The following is a 14,963-nucleotide window of genomic DNA, read 5'->3' as shown; positions in this document are numbered from 1 at the left end:
AAAATACCACTGACTAACAATATTACACAAACGTTGATATTCTTTAGTTACTTCTTCAAACTGTTGAGTCTGTTCATGATTTGGATATAATCTAACTTTTGCGGTTAAAGTTTGTTCCATTTTTTCTCACCTCTTTTCTTTAATTTCATTTATATTATACCGTTTAGATTAAAATAATTCAACGGAAAAAGACCCTTTCGGGTCTAAATATGGGGCAATTCATCACCCGAACAAAGTTCGGGAGTCTTCTTGCCCCTGCGATAAACTTTCTTCCAAAAGAAAAAAGGCCCCACATGGGAACCTTTTGGGATTAATCTTCTTTAATTTTTAAATCGCCAGCGACGATTTCTTCTAAGGCTTGACCCACACTCTTAACAGAATTGTAGTGATCAAGCATCTTTGGTTGGTCCGCGTCGATTTGGTGAGCGCGCTTTGAAGCTAACATAATCAATGAGTAACGTGAATCAACCTTTTCTAATAAAGCATCAACGGATGGATATAAAATCATTATTTTAACTCCCCTAACTGTTTTTTGTAGTCAGGCAAGAAACGCTTGACACGCCAGCGTTCCGCCCGGATAATTGTTTTAATTTTTTCAGCAGCTTCAGAAACTTCATCGTTAACCACGGCATAGTCGTAGTTTTGCATCATTTCAATTTCTTCCACAGCTGTTTGCATACGCATGTTAATGACGTCGAGATCATCTGTCCCTCGGTTTACCAAACGTTGCCGCAATTCCATCAAGTCTGGTGGCGTCAAGAAGATAAAGAGACCATCAGGCACTTTTTCACGAACTTGCATGGCGCCCTTAACTTCGATTTCCAAGAAGACATCTTTACCGTCATCGAGCATTTGGTTCACATATTTTAAAGGGGTCCCATAGTAGTTATCTACGTATTGGCATATTCCAGCATCCCACCAGTGGCGATTTCGTGTTCGAATTCTTCCTTACTTACAAAGTAGTAGTCCTTACCATCGACTTCACCTGGACGCATCTTCCGGGTAGTCATGGAGACAGAATAGTCGAATTTATTGTTATCTTGTTCAAAAATTGCCTTTCTAACAGTTCCCTTACCCACACCGGAAGGACCAGAAAGGACAATTAACATTCCACGTTTAGACATGCTTAATTACTCCTCAAAATATAGTATTAACTATTATATTGCTCCATTTACAGACATTTTGCAAGCCTTTCTTGCAAATTATTACTATTTTTTATTTTAGCTCTCACTTGTCTAGTTTTTTTCTCATTTGGCAAGCGAAATCCCGCTAGACAACTAGCAAAAAAGCCAAGTTAGACTTGGCTTTTGGCTATTTAGCATATTCAACTGCTCTGGTTTCTCGAATAACGGTAATTTTGATATGTCCTGGGTAATCCAGTTCATCTTCAATTTTATTTTTAATATTATGCGCAAGAACCGTTGCTTCTAAGTCGTTGACCTCCGTTGGTTGGACAATCACTCTGACTTCACGTCCTGCCTGAATTGCGTAACTCTTTTCGACGCCCGCAAATTCATTTGAAATGCCTTCAAGTTTTTCAAGACGGTGGATGTAGTTTTCAAGCGACTCACTTCTTGCCCCTGGTCTTGCGGCAGATACCGCATCGGCTGCAGCCACTAAGACCGCAATCAAAGATTCAGGTTCAACGTCACCGTGGTGAGAAGCAATGGTGTTAATAACGACCTTACTTTCCTTGTACTTACGGGTTAATTCAACCCCAATTTCCACGTGGGAGCCATCTACTTCATGATCTACCGCTTTACCAATATCGTGTAATAATCCTGCGCGTTTAGCCATCATAACATCTTCGCCCAATTCAGCCGCTAAGACTCCGGAAATCTTAGCCACTTCTAAAGAGTGTTCCAAGACGTTTTGACCATAACTGGTCCGGTAGTTCAAGCGCCCGACAGTTTTGATTAAGTCCGGGTGCATTGAATGGAGTCCTAACTCAAAGATTGCCTCTTCCCCTTTTTCACGGATGTGTGTATCCATTTCTTTGGTAGCTTTTTCCACCATTTCCTCAATCCGGGCGGGGTGAATCCGACCATCCTGAACAAGGCTTTCCAAAGCACGTTTGGCAATCTCCCGCCGTACGGGATCAAAACCGCTTAAGACCACGGCTTCTGGGGTATCATCAATGATCACATCAATCCCCGTGAGTGTTTCCAGGGTACGGATATTCCGACCTTCACGACCGATAATTCGTCCCTTCATTTCATCATTGGGTAAGTTAACCACCGAAACGGTTCCTTCAGAAACCATGTCTGCCCCTGAACGCTGAATGGCTTGAGCAATTAAGTTTTTAGCCACTTTATCAGCTTCAGCCTTGGCTTCGGCTTCGCTGTCTTTAATCATCATGGCCATTTCGTGACTAAGTTTTTCACGCGTTTGCGTTAAGATTAAATCTTTGGCTTCCGCTTGTGTTAAAGCTGCCACTTCTTCTAGCTTACTTTCCCGTGCTTGTACTAAGGAATCCGCTTTTTCCTGGGCAGCTTTAACCTTTTTGGTGCGGGCCTCTAATTGTCTTTCCTTACCTTCTAAGACGTTTTCGCGCTTTTCTAACAAGTTGTCCTTGCGATCAAGATTTTCTTCCCGTTGAGTAGAACGGTTTTCCAATCTCTGCACTTCAGCTCGTCTTTGACGAAGTTCTTCTTCAACTTCGCTGCGGTAACGATGACTTTCTTCTTTGGCTTCTAGCAAGAGTTCTTTTTTACCTGCTTCCGCATCTTTTTGAGCTTGTTCGATAATGCCTTTGGCAGTTTGGGTCGCAATGTCTAGGCCTGCTTCATGACGACTTTTGCGATACCAAATTCCAAAACCAAAACCTAATACCAATGTTACAATAGCGACGGCAAGGATTATTAATAGTGTACCAACCACTATTTCACCTCCGTCGTTAAATTAATGTTTTTCAGCACTAATTAAATTTATTTTAATAATTGATTATTCACACAATCTTATTTTAAGGTTTCCAAGCCTAAACTGTCAATAAAAAAGGCATCAAAACTGATGCCTTTTTTAGAAATCTCTCTATTCTTCTTTTTTGTCCTCAGCTGAAGTTGGTACGGTATCGTTGCTTCCTAAAATTCGAGCCAATTCTGCTTCTTCCGCCTCATCGGCAATGCCGTAGGCTTGACGAACTTTCAAGTTAATTTCGTTCATCACTTCAGGGTTATCTACTAAGAAACGCTTTACGTTTTCCCGACCTTGACCGATTCTTTGGTCACCATAAGAGAACCAAGAACCGCTCTTGTTAATGATATCTTTTTCAACGGCCATATCAATTAATTCTCCCGTTCGAGAAATCCCTTGACCATACATGATATCAACTTCGGCAATCCGGAAAGGAGGAGCGACCTTGTTTTTTACAACTTTAATTTTAGTCTTGTTCCCAATAACATCAGAACCATCCTTGATTTGTTCAGAACGGCGCACATCTAAACGAATGGTGGAGTAGTACTTCAAAGCCCGCCCACCAGGTGTAGTTTCGGGATTACCAAACATAATCCCAACTTTTTCCCGAATCTGGTTGATGAACAAAGCAATGGTCTTAGTCTTATTGATAGTCCCGGAAAGTTTCCGTAAAGCTTGAGACATCAAACGGGCTTGAAGCCCTACGTGGGAATCCCCCATTTCCCCTTCAATTTCTGCTCTTGGTACTAAGGCCGCTACAGAGTCAACAACCACGATATCAATCGCCCCAGAAGAAACCAAGGCATCAGCAATTTCTAACCCTTGTTCCCCAGTATCTGGTTGCGATAAGAGTAATTCATCAATGTTAACTCCTAAAGCAGTTGCGTAAGCTGGGTCTAAGGCGTTTTCCGCATCGATATAAGCCGCCGTTCCTCCGGCCTTTTGGACTTCTGCTACAGCATGTAACGCCACCGTAGTTTTACCAGAACTTTCTGGACCGTAAATTTCCACAATCCGCCCACGTGGAAAGCCACCTACTCCTAAAGCTTCGTCCAAGGCTAATGAACCACTAGAAACGGTAGAAATTTGGGTATCAACCTTGTCCCCCATCTTCATAATGGAACCTTTACCAAAACTTTTTTCAATTTGTTTAAGTGCATTTTCTAATGCCTTTTGTCTATCATCAGCCACTAGAAAGACCTCCTTTTTCTCAATCACTGCTATTTCTATAATCTCATTATTGTTCTTTTAAGTCAACAATCATTTTTTCCGCCTTTTAAGAATACGGAAATTCAGACAGAAAAGCAAGTATTTTGCCTAAGAATTTTCAGTTGCTAGCAAAGCCTGTAGAACAAGCCATAATCCCGTGTAGACACACCTTTCTTGAACAAAGGCACGTTGCTTAGGAAAGTGGTACTTTTTGGCAACAGGGGCTTGGTCTTTGAAGGCTAAACCAATCCAAACCGTCCCGGCTGGTTGTTCTTCAAGACTATCAGGCCCAGCTACCCCGGTAAAGGAAAGACCAATATCTGCCCCCGCCTTCTTCTTAGCTTGCTGGGCCATCCATTGAGCACATTGCTGACTGACCACGCCATGTTGATCTAGAACTTGGCTAGGAATGTCTAAGAGACTGGCCTTGGCAGCTTGCGCATAGGTCACAAAACCACCATCAAAGACCTCACTTGACCCAGGAACCGAGGTAATGGCCGCTTGAAATTGGCCTCCGGTTAAACTTTCTGCTGCCGTGATTTTAAGCCCTGCTGCTTTAAGTTTTTGAACCACAACTTGAGCCAGGCTGTTATCATCACCGTAACCGTAGAAGTATTGACCAACTTGAGTTTGAATATCTATTTCAGCTTGATCAAGTAATTTGGTTACTTCCTGGTCACTTTGACCACTGGCGGTTAAACGTAAGGTGACTTCATTATCTTTAGCATAGGTTGCAGCGGTTGGATTTTGGGAATTCTTGAGTAAATCGGCTAACTTTTCAGCTAGGAGAGACTCGCCAATCCCAAAGAAGCGTAAAACTCGTGACGTCAGGACCTGCGCTCCCTTAACCCTGTGAGCTAAGAGAGGCTTAGCTACTTTGGCCATCATCGGTTTGAGCTCGCTTGGTGGTCCCGGTAAGAGTAAGAAATCAGCACCCTGAGCGTTTTCGTAGTAGCACCCTACGGCCATCCCAGTTTCATTAGCCAGCGCTTGGCCGCCATCCAGATAAAGTGCCTGAAGACGGTTGTTGGCCGTCATCTTCTTACCGGTTGTTTGAAAATAAGCTTCTATCTTAGCCATAGCGGTGGCATCTTCAACGAGATCTACCCCAAGATACTTAGCCACAGTTTGTTTAGTTAAATCATCGGGCGTTGGTCCTAAGCCCCCTGATAAAATCACCAAATCATTACGCTGAGCTGCAATTTCAATAACTGAAAGCATTCGCTCTTCATTATCTCCGACCACTGTTTGATAATAAGTATTAATCCCTAATTGGGCGAGTTGTTGACTGATAAAGGTTGTGTTAGTATTGACAATTTGACCTAAAAGGATTTCAGTTCCAACAGCAATAATTTCTGCTTGCAAATAATTACCCCCTTATATATTAAATACGCAAAAAATTTTATTTTTTGATAAAAAAATCTGCACAAATGGCAGATTTTTTCTTACTTATCAGATTTGAATGAGTCACTAAAGATAAACCGGGCATTGTAGAAATAGTCACATCCCGAGTAGACTGTGAAGAATAAACAAATGTAAAGCAAGATTTCACCAATTGCTACATGTATATTGGCAAAAAAGGCATTGTTCAAGAATAAGAACAGGATGGCAAACATTTGCGTAAAGGTCTTAATTTTTCCTGGCATAGCAGCAGCCATGACTTGACCGTCATTTTCCACCACAATTAAACGCAGACCTGTCACAGCTAATTCTCGACAGACGATAATCGCAGCCACCCAAGAAGGTACCTTACCCATTTCAACCAAAATGATAAAGGCGGTCATCACTAACATCTTATCTGCCAGAGGATCGGCAAATTTTCCAAAGTTAGAGACTAAGTGTTGCCGGCGGGCGATTTGCCCATCGGCAAAATCCGTAATCGAAGCCGCCGCAAAAATCACAGCGCCGATTAACTGAGTGACCGCAATTTCGGTTCCAGCCCAGTTAACGCTTCCCCAGTTGAGGGGTAATAAGAGCACCAACATAAAAATCGGAATTAAAACGATGCGAATTATCGTTAATTTATTAGGTAGGTTCACGATAAACACCTCTTCTATTCCACGACAGTAAGATTAATGGTTCTTACTGTTGCAGAACTATTTTCTTTCAAGAAGTCAAACTTCTTACCGTTAATTTCTAACTTAGTGGCTTGGGAATTACCCACATTAATACGAATAGCTGTCGTTCCTTCAGGTAAAGTTACTTCTTGTTCTTTACCGTCAGCTAAAGTACCTTGCCAAGTAGTGCTACCATTGGCACTCACGGCAAGCCATGAAGTCCCATCGGCAGCGGAAAGCTTGATGACATTTTCCTTAGCGCTAGACTTCAACTCGTAATTAAAGCTGGTACCGCTTGAAGATGTCGCCGTAATAGTTTGCTTGCTATTAGCTTTAGCTTTTTTAGTGCTTGACTTCTTTGCTTCCGAATTAGCTGTTTCACTTTCAGAATTAGTGTCTTTTTGACTACTTTGCTTTTTACTTGAAGTCTTAGTGCTAGAAGATTCCACCTCACGAGAAACCGCTACGTCACTATCAGTCGTTGTATCTTGGGCCTTGCGACTATTTAAGGTTGTCACGTAAATGGCTCCTAAAATCAGAACTACTACAGCCACAATAATAATCGCTGGTAAATGGCTCATCACCTTATCCAAGATAGAGGGGGGAGTTTGAGCACTAATTTTTTCTCTTAAAACTGAACGACTCTTAGGTTCCTCCTCCGTGCTTTCTTCCGCAACAACAGGTTTTTCTTGTCCTAGTTGTTCGTCTAACATTCCCATAATGTCTTCAACAGGAGCGCCTACGGTTTGAGCATATTGCCGAATGAAGGCACGCACGTAGAAGTCACCAGGTAGACTCTTAAAATTATTTTCTTCAATTGCGATTAGGTAGCGCTTTTGAATCTTAGTATTATTTTGTAAATCGTCGAGCGTCAAACCACGTTCTGTTCGGGCTTGCTTGAGTGTTTCTCCGACCGTCATAATAGTATCCCCACATTCCTAACATAATTTTATTTTATCTTTCCTAAGTATAGCATACTCTCAGATTAATTTTTGCTCTTTTTAAAAAACTTAGTTAGTTATTCGCTACTCCAGCCAGCCCCCCGTCATATAAATAGTTTGACCAGTTAGGTAGGCCGCCTTTTCATCCAAGAGCGCCTTGACCCAATAAGAAACTTCTTCCACTTTGGCAAAGCGTCCCAAGGGGATTTCAGCCGCCACAGCTTGGCGACTAGCTTTGGAAAACATTTTGGTATTCATTTGCGTAGCTACAGCCCCCGGAGCCAAAACATTCACAGTCAGCCCTAAGGTAGCCACTTCCTTACTATAAGCCTTAGCAAACGCACTCAAAGCCCCTTTGACAGTGCTGTAACCTACTTCCAAAGCACTACCAGCCTTACCGTAGACCGAGCCAATGAAAATCACGCGACTTTGGTCTTTTTGGGTTAATTTACTTTGCAGTAACTGCACTAAGTGCAAAGGTCCGGTTACTTGCATGGCTAACATCTGGGTTAAACTGGCTGGATCTTGCTCCGCAAATAGCCATATGAGGTGGTGCCTTGGGTAAAAATCAGGCATCCAAACTAAAAAGATTTTGAGCCAAGTTCTCAACTTGATTTAACTGGGTCAAATCAGCTTGTAAAACTAAGAAATCTTGCTTGGGATAGCTTGCCATTAACTCTTGGGCCAGCACTTGGGTCTTACTTTCATTTTGATGATAGTGCAGATAAAGTGACCAACCTTCTAATGCCAAATCCCGGGCAACTTGACTGCCAATATCTCCCGAAGCTCCACAAATTAGCGCCCATTTCATCCTTCTTGACCTCCTTTAGGTAGAACTTGAAAGACAGAAAAGACTTCCGGCCCTAAGAAACTTTGGGCAACTTGCTTAACATCGTCAAGCGTCATCGCTTCAATAATAGGAATGTAATCTAAAAGAGTCGCACTATCGTAAAGGTCTCCTTCATAGCTGTTAGCAATACTTTCCAAAGAATTTAAAGCTTGGAGATAGTGACCAATAAATTCACGTTTGGCCAAGTCAAATTCTTGGCTTGGTGGTCAAGAATTTCTAGTGCATTTTTAGCAGTCTTGATGATTTCATCGGCTAATTCATTCGGATAGTAGCTACCGCCATTAATGGTAGCCAAGTGAAAACCTCTTTCCAATTGGAAGTTGTAACCAAAACTGTCATCCAGAATTTCACGGTCATATAACTCCGTATACATGGCAGAATTTTCCGAGTATAGTAGGTGCAAAAGCATTTCAACTTGTAGCCGATAACGTAAAGCTTCACGACCTTGAGGTACGGTATCAATCCCTTTAATACCGACCATAACCTTAGGTTGGTTTATATCAAGTTCCAACATGCGGTACGGCAAAACTTCAGCATCGTTAGTCATACCAGCTACTTGAGGTTGACTGGCTGCAGGGAATGTTTTTTGTGCTTGATTTTGCTTAATCAAATCTAACATAGCTTCCACCTCAAAATTACCCACGATAAAAAGATTCATATTACCTGGTTGGTAGAAAGTTTGATAACAAGTATATAAATCTGCAGGCGTAATTTGAGCGATGGAGTCCACACTACCGGCAATATCAACGCTTAAAGCTTGGTTAGGATAAAGATTTCCCAAAATCCCAAAGAATAAGCGCCAACCGGGATCATCATCATACATCTTGATTTCTTGGCCGATAATGCCCTTTTCTTTAACAACCGTCTCTTCAGTAAAATAAGGATCTTGCACAAAATCTAAGAGCTGACAAACACATTCATTCACATTACGCGTTGCAGAGAAAAGGTAACTAGTACGAGTGAAACTGGTAAAGGCGTTAGAGTCGGCCCCATACTTTCCAAAAATTTCAAAGGCATCGTAATCTTCTTTTTCAAATAGCTTATGCTCTAAAAAGTGAGCAATCCCGGCGGGGACAGTTTGATAGTCACTTTGACCGACGGGTACAAAAGTCGTATCGTTGGAACCATAGTTAGCTGTTATCACCCCATAGGTCCGGTGAAAATCTGGTCGGGATAAGAGATTAACCTTGAGGCCATTGGCTAAGGTTTCGGTATAAAGTGTTTCGCCAAATTGCGGATATTCAATTGCTTGCATTAAGCTAATCCTCCTGTCCATCTAATAAGTACACCGCTTGTAGGCGGGCCTTTTGGGCCACCGCTTGAACTTGGGCCTTAGTAACAGCTTGTAATTTGGCCACTCTAGTAGCGTAATCACTTTGACGGTTCAAAAAGTGATTCAAGTTTTTTTGATTGAGGTCATTACCTTGACTATCGAGTTGGCTTTCCCAAGCCGTGATAATTTCTTCTTTGGCCATTTGTAATTCTTGAGCGCTAAAATCCCCAGCAATAATACTGGTTAATTGTTCTAAAACTAACATTTCAACTTTTTTAGCGTTACGACCCTCAATTCCGGTTTGGATTAAAAGACTATTGGTAAAGGCATTTAGGGAACTGCTAGCATAGTAGGCCATGCTTTGCTTTTCGCGAATATTAACGAATAACTTAGATAAAGGTGACGCTCCAAATAGAGTATTAAATAAGATAGCAGCATAGTTTTCTGCTGGATGTTGATAGTTTAGGGCGAAAACAAAATCTAATTTACTTTGATTGAGCACCTGTTTTTCTACCTTACGAATTACGGCTGGTAAGAGTGCTTGTTGATAGTAAAGTTGCCATTTTTGAGCTGGACGGGCCACTAAATTTAAACTAGCCTGGCAATCAGCTTCCACTTGCATAGGATCAACTTCTCCGTTAATGGTGATTAGGACTTCATCTTGAGCCAACATTTGATGATAATAGGCCGTCACCTCCGCCCGGTCCAAGGCCAAGACATCTTCAGGCGTCCCCATTTGCGGGGTGGCTTGGACCACATCCGTGTAATAAGCACTTTGGATTTGCATAGCTACATAAGAGCGCTTATTATCCTGAATGGACTTAATGTAAGACGCTAAGTTTTTTTGTTGGAGAGTGAAGATTTTTTCATCAAATAAGCCCGCTTCATCCAAAAGCGGATTAACCAAAACTTCATTTAAAAAATCTAGCCAGCAGCTAAGAGATTAGTATCATCTTTTAAAAAGCGATCATTGGCCAGGGTTAAAGATGCAATCACTTGGTTGAGCCTACCGTAACGGTTAATGTAAATACCGAAGTTGGCCCCATAGAGATAAGACAAGTGGTCGGCTAATTGTTTTTGCGTCGGATATTTGGCACTAGCCGTTTCTAAGACACTGGTAATCAAAGTCCGCATAGCTAATTCCTTGGCACTTTGGGCCTGACGACTAAAAGAAATCATTATCCGACTGGTTTTAAATTGTTTACTAGCAGTGATATCTAAATAGACCCCCTGCTTGAGTGCTACTTTCAAAATTATTCCTCAATTCTAGTCTTGATTTGGTGGTAATAAGACCTGGCGGGGCTTACTCCCCTCTTGGGGGCCGATTAAGCCGTCTTGGGCCAAGTCATCCACAATTCGTGCGGCGCGGTTATAACCGATTTTAAAACGTCTTTGAAGTAAAGAAATACTACATTTTTGTTCGAGACGGATAAATTCTAAAACCTGGCTATAAAGTTCATCCTTGCCATCTCCGGCTCCGGAAGAACCGGCCATATCTTGATCCGAAATTTCCATACTTTGGTCATAGGAAACAGTTTGTTGGTCTTTGATAAAGCCAACCACGTTTTCCACATCTTCATCAGAAATAAAGGCCCCTTGCACTCGGATAGGCTTATTTTGTCCCATGGGCAAGAAAAGCATGTCCCCACGTCCAAGAAGTTTTTCAGCTCCGTATTGGTCGATGATAGTTCGTGAATCCGTCCCAGAAGACACAGCAAAGGCCATACGAGAAGGCACGTTAGCCTTGATTAAACCGGTAATAACATCAACCGATGGCCTTTGGGTCGCCAATATCATGTGGATTCCGGCCGCCCGCGCCATTTGCGCTAAACGTACAATCGCATCTTCTACTTCATTTGAAGCAGTCATCATCAAGTCCGATAATTCATCAACGATGGCAACGATATAAGGCATGGGTTGCTCCTCGCTTTCCAAACCATCGGCCTTTTGCCGGGCCAGCATCTTGTTGTAGCCGGTAATATTTCTTTGGCCGGTATCTGCAAAAACTTCATAACGTCTTTCCATTTCAACAACCAGCTTGTGCAAGGCTCCCGCCGCCTTTTTCGGATCGGTTACGACGGGCGTTAAGAGGTGAGCGACGTCATTATAGACACCTAATTCCACCTTTTTCGGATCAACCAAAACCAAACGAACTTGTTCGGGAGTGGTATTCATCAAAAGACTGGTAATAATACCGTTAATGGCCACCGATTTCCCAGAACCAGTAGAACCGGCAATCAATAAGTGTGGCATCTTAGCCAGATCAGCAGTAATCAAGTTTCCGGAAATATCTCGACCTAATGGTACTTCTAACGGCTTGGTAGGATCCTTTTTTTGAGCAGCAATAATGCTCTTAAAGGAAACCGTCGCTACATTTTGGTTAGGTACTTCAATCCCAACTAAGGATTTCCCTGGAATCGGTGCTTCAATCCGTAAATCTTTAGCAGCTAAAGCCAAAGCTAAGTCATCAGAAAGGTTCACAATTTTGGACACCTTGACCCCGATGGCAGGATGTAACTCATACTTAGTTACGGCAGGACCTAAGATTGTGTTGACTACCTTGGCATCCACCCCAAAACTTTGTAAAGTTTCTTCTAAAACCTTGCGATTCTGCTTCATAGCTTTTTGTTCACTTGATTGATCGGTCTTAGCCACTTCGGACAGGAGTTTAAGTGGTGGCAATTGGTAGTTTTCATTTACACCCACAAAACTAGGTTTGGTGGTTTCGGCTTTAACTTCTTCCGTTTGAGTTCGGTCTTGCCAAGAACTTTCAGCCAAACTCCGCGGCTTAGGAAGATCCTTATCATCCCCAATAGCTGCATCTAAAGCCGATGGGGCAACTTGAGGGGCTACGTCCTGTTGCGTTTGCTCTGCAACGGATTCTTTTTCTTTAACCACATGTCTTTCTTGGCGCTTTTCTTGGACGTTTTCGATTAAAGGCTTACTTTTTTGACTAACCGCCTTTGTCGCCTTAAACAAGGCCACAACACCTTGAAACAGATACTTAACCAAGCGACTCAAAAAATTCAAGACCGTAACCAAAGGAATTTTAGCCAGCAAACACAAACCTAAAATAATAACCACACCCGCAACCAGATAGGTACCGAGCGGGCCCACCAAAAATTCACTAATACTGTAGAGCCCAGCCCCAACGATTCCCCCTCCAACTAAGTTACCCGAGCCGTTGGTTTGGATATTAGTCATAGCCGCATCCATGGTTCGCAAGAGAAAATCGCTGTCTATCTTGTGTTGGGTTAAAAAGAAATTCTCGTAAGTCACTAACCCCCCAGATAAGTTACCAGCCCCCCAAAGGCACGTTTATTCTTTAATTGGGGACTGTGGCCTGTCACCATAACAAAAAGTCCCCATACCCCCAGCACTAGAACCACTAATTGGTAACTTTCTCCAACTAAAAGACGCACTAAATTAGCCAATAAAAGTCCGATAAACCCCCAATGAAAGAAAGCCAGGACACTTAAAACGACGAGAATAAAGCCTAAAACTTGTTCTGAAATTTCAAATTCTGGAATATTTTGGTTCTTTTTTACCTTTTTACTTCGCGTTGTGTTTTTTGTTGTTCTTCGCTTGCGATTTGCCACGTCTTGTCACCTCACATATCAATCCTTTCCATTATAACAAAAAAGGACCATCCTCGCTTTAAAAATCGCCTTTTTAGCCTCAAAAAGAGGAGCTTTTTACAAAAAACTCCTCTTATCTTAGTTATTCGCTTTCTTGTGGGCAAAAAATAAGGCAATTATTGTCGCAACAATCGTTGGGATTAACCAACCTAAACTTAAACTAGCTAACGGCAAGAAGCCTTGACTCAAAGCTACTAAAGACTTCGAAACAGTTAAACTTGCTAAACCAAAAGGCAAAGCCGCCGCAATATCACCTAATGAAAAAATGACGGCCGCCGTACAAGCCCAACGGTAGACGACCTTGACCTCAAAACGTGATACTAAGAAACGATGGCAACAACCTAGAATAGTCATCGTAATCGCTAAAGGATACAAAAGCAACAAGAGCGGTTGGGATAAGGCAATTAGTTGCGTTAGACCCACATTGGCAATTAACCAAGAAACCAAGGAAATGCCAGCCACATATTGTGGGTAACTTCCCCGTTTGAAAAGCTGCATGAAAGTTTCCGAACAGGAAGAAACCAAACCAATCGCAGTCTTTAAACACGCTAAGGTTACCAAAATTGCCAAGACCCAACTCCCCAACTTACCAAAGTAAGCTTGGGATATTTGTGCTAAGGTAATGCCGCCGTTTTCCGAAAAGGTAAAGCGCCCTAAACTCATGGCTCCAACTAAAGCTAAGAGACCATAAATAATAATCATGAGAGCAATAGTAAAAATCCCACCCTTGATCGTATCTAGGCAATCTGCGTCTCTTTTTTGACCCCTAAATTACGCACGGCATCATTAATAACCACCCCAAAAGCCAAACAAGCCAAGACATCCATGGTATTATACCCTTGAGTGAAACCTTGTAAGAAGGCACCAGAGCGGTAACTGGCTTGCGGGGCAATTTCAGCCACTTTCCCTAAAGGAAAAATCAAAGCCATCGCCAAAAGCAAACCCAAAACCATCAAGAATAAAGGAGTTAGGATTTTTCCAATCACGACCATCACACCCGAAGGCTTACGGGAAAAATACCAGACTAAAAGGAAAAAAATTCCTGAAAAAACGGCCAGCATCCAGGATCTTTGAGCCGGGTCGATATTTGGTAAAATTCCAACTTCAAAAGAAACCGTCGCCGTTCTTGGCAAAGCAAAAATAGGACCAATTGTTAAGTATAAAACAGCCGTAAAAATCCAGGCAAATTTATCACCAACATTTTGAGCTAAATCATAGACTCCTTGACTCTTAGACAGGGCCAAAGCAATGATAGCTAAAAAAGGGAGCCCCACCCCAGTAATCATGAATCCCAAACTAGCCAAATTAACATGTTTACCAGCTAATTGGCCTAAGTGGACCGGAAAAATCAGGTTTCCCGCCCCAAATAGCATCCCAAACAGTAGAGTTCCGATAAAAATATAATCAGTAAAAGCTAACTTCTTTTCTCTCATGCTAAACCTACTTTAACTTATCTTGTTCATAGGCGTGGACGGTTTCCAAACCTTGGAAGTTTTGCTGACGTAAGGCTTCGTAAATTACAATCGCTGCCGTATTGGAAAGATTTAAAGATCTTACATGCTCGTCATTTTGAGGAATGCGAATACATTCGTCTTCGTGTTGACGCATGAAACGTTCTGGTAAGCCCGTTGTTTCTTTACCAAACAAGAAGAAGTGATCTTCATCAACTTGAGTGTAATCTTCTTGACTGTAAGCATGATTAGCAAACTTAGAAACAATATGAAGTCTACCATTTTCAGGCATAGATTCTAAAAAAGCAGGTAAATTAGGATGATAAGTGATATCCACTTTATCCCAGTAATCGAGTCCAGCTCGCTTTAAATATTTATCATCTGTTGAAAAACCTAAAGGTTCAATCAAATGTAGATGAGTATTAGTTCCGGCACAAGTCCGGGCAATATTACCAGTGTTAGCTGGCATTAATGGTTCAAATAAGACAATATGATTAGCCATTTTATTTCCTTTCTAAATCAAGCACGAATAGCGCAGATGTTCGGTGTGGGCACGGCGAACTCCTGCGCTTTGAAGTACAATTACTTAGCAACTAACGCTTTAGCGATAATTACTAACAACCGATTTCAT

Annotated in this window: 12 protein-coding genes and 4 pseudogenes; all 16 read right to left on the bottom strand. The window is 42.0% G+C overall.

Translation table 11 applies throughout. From position 1 onward, the window contains the following. The coding region (locus JCM10991_RS16405; RefSeq protein ID WP_369384713.1) for a helix-turn-helix domain-containing protein at positions 1–120 on the bottom strand (120 nt) is incomplete at its 3' end. 190 nt (positions 121–310) lie between these two features. Next, the gene (gene rpoZ / locus JCM10991_RS06810) at positions 311–508 is read right to left on the bottom strand and encodes a DNA-directed RNA polymerase subunit omega (protein WP_023860223.1); all 198 of its coding nucleotides are present in this window, start codon (positions 506–508) and stop codon (positions 311–313) included. Beyond that, a pseudogene (gene gmk / locus JCM10991_RS13065) lies at positions 508–1,124 on the bottom strand (guanylate kinase). The gene rpoZ and the pseudogene gmk overlap by 1 nt, the downstream one beginning before the upstream one ends. A gap of 187 nt (positions 1,125–1,311) precedes the next feature. After that, positions 1,312–2,880, bottom strand: a complete 1,569-nt coding sequence (gene rny / locus JCM10991_RS06800) for a ribonuclease Y (protein WP_025020936.1) — start codon at positions 2,878–2,880, stop codon at positions 1,312–1,314. 150 nt (positions 2,881–3,030) lie between these two features. Next, complete coding sequence (gene recA / locus JCM10991_RS06795) at positions 3,031–4,104, bottom strand: recombinase RecA (RefSeq protein ID WP_025020935.1); 1,074 nt, start codon at positions 4,102–4,104, stop codon at positions 3,031–3,033. A gap of 126 nt (positions 4,105–4,230) precedes the next feature. Continuing rightward, positions 4,231–5,487, bottom strand: a complete 1,257-nt coding sequence (locus JCM10991_RS06790) for a competence/damage-inducible protein A (RefSeq protein ID WP_025020934.1) — start codon at positions 5,485–5,487, stop codon at positions 4,231–4,233. A gap of 80 nt (positions 5,488–5,567) precedes the next feature. Then, positions 5,568–6,161, bottom strand: coding sequence for a CDP-diacylglycerol--glycerol-3-phosphate 3-phosphatidyltransferase (gene pgsA, locus JCM10991_RS06785; protein WP_025020933.1), 594 nt, complete (start codon positions 6,159–6,161; stop codon positions 5,568–5,570). 14 nt (positions 6,162–6,175) lie between these two features. Then, entirely contained in the window at positions 6,176–7,099 is a 924-nt protein-coding gene (locus tag JCM10991_RS06780; RefSeq protein WP_023860217.1) for a helix-turn-helix domain-containing protein, read from the bottom strand. Positions 7,100–7,204: 105 nt separating this feature from the next. Then, positions 7,205–7,931: pseudogene (gene ymfI / locus JCM10991_RS13060) on the bottom strand (elongation factor P 5-aminopentanone reductase). Continuing rightward, a pseudogene (yfmH, locus tag JCM10991_RS13050) lies at positions 7,928–9,225 on the bottom strand (EF-P 5-aminopentanol modification-associated protein YfmH). The pseudogenes ymfI and yfmH overlap by 4 nt, the downstream one beginning before the upstream one ends. Before the next feature lie 4 nt (positions 9,226–9,229). Next, positions 9,230–10,150 (bottom strand): M16 family metallopeptidase, encoded by a 921-nt coding sequence (locus JCM10991_RS06765; protein ID WP_025020931.1) that lies wholly within the window; start codon positions 10,148–10,150, stop codon positions 9,230–9,232. A gap of 17 nt (positions 10,151–10,167) precedes the next feature. After that, entirely contained in the window at positions 10,168–10,494 is a 327-nt protein-coding gene (locus JCM10991_RS06760) for a hypothetical protein (protein WP_025020930.1), read from the bottom strand. A gap of 15 nt (positions 10,495–10,509) precedes the next feature. Then, entirely contained in the window at positions 10,510–12,522 is a 2,013-nt protein-coding gene (locus tag JCM10991_RS16315) for a DNA translocase FtsK (RefSeq protein ID WP_439645935.1), read from the bottom strand. Next, a complete protein-coding gene (locus JCM10991_RS16580) occupies positions 12,522–12,842 on the bottom strand; it encodes a hypothetical protein (RefSeq protein ID WP_155889594.1) in 321 nt (106 codons plus the stop codon). Before JCM10991_RS16580 ends, JCM10991_RS16315 begins: the two co-directional genes overlap by 1 nt. Before the next feature lie 117 nt (positions 12,843–12,959). After that, positions 12,960–14,314, bottom strand: a pseudogene (gene brnQ / locus JCM10991_RS16575) (branched-chain amino acid transport system II carrier protein). 7 nt (positions 14,315–14,321) lie between these two features. Continuing rightward, the gene (trmL, locus tag JCM10991_RS06745; RefSeq protein WP_023860211.1) at positions 14,322–14,834 is read right to left on the bottom strand and encodes a tRNA (uridine(34)/cytosine(34)/5-carboxymethylaminomethyluridine(34)-2'-O)-methyltransferase TrmL; all 513 of its coding nucleotides are present in this window, start codon (positions 14,832–14,834) and stop codon (positions 14,322–14,324) included. Between the last annotated feature and the right edge of the window lie 129 nt (positions 14,835–14,963).

The sequence above is a fragment of the Ligilactobacillus equi DSM 15833 = JCM 10991 genome (assembly GCF_000615765.1).
GTDB lineage: Bacteria > Bacillota > Bacilli > Lactobacillales > Lactobacillaceae > Ligilactobacillus > Ligilactobacillus equi.
The sequence above is the reverse complement of the archived record's forward strand: the minus strand, read 5'-3'. Positions and strand labels throughout refer to the sequence as shown.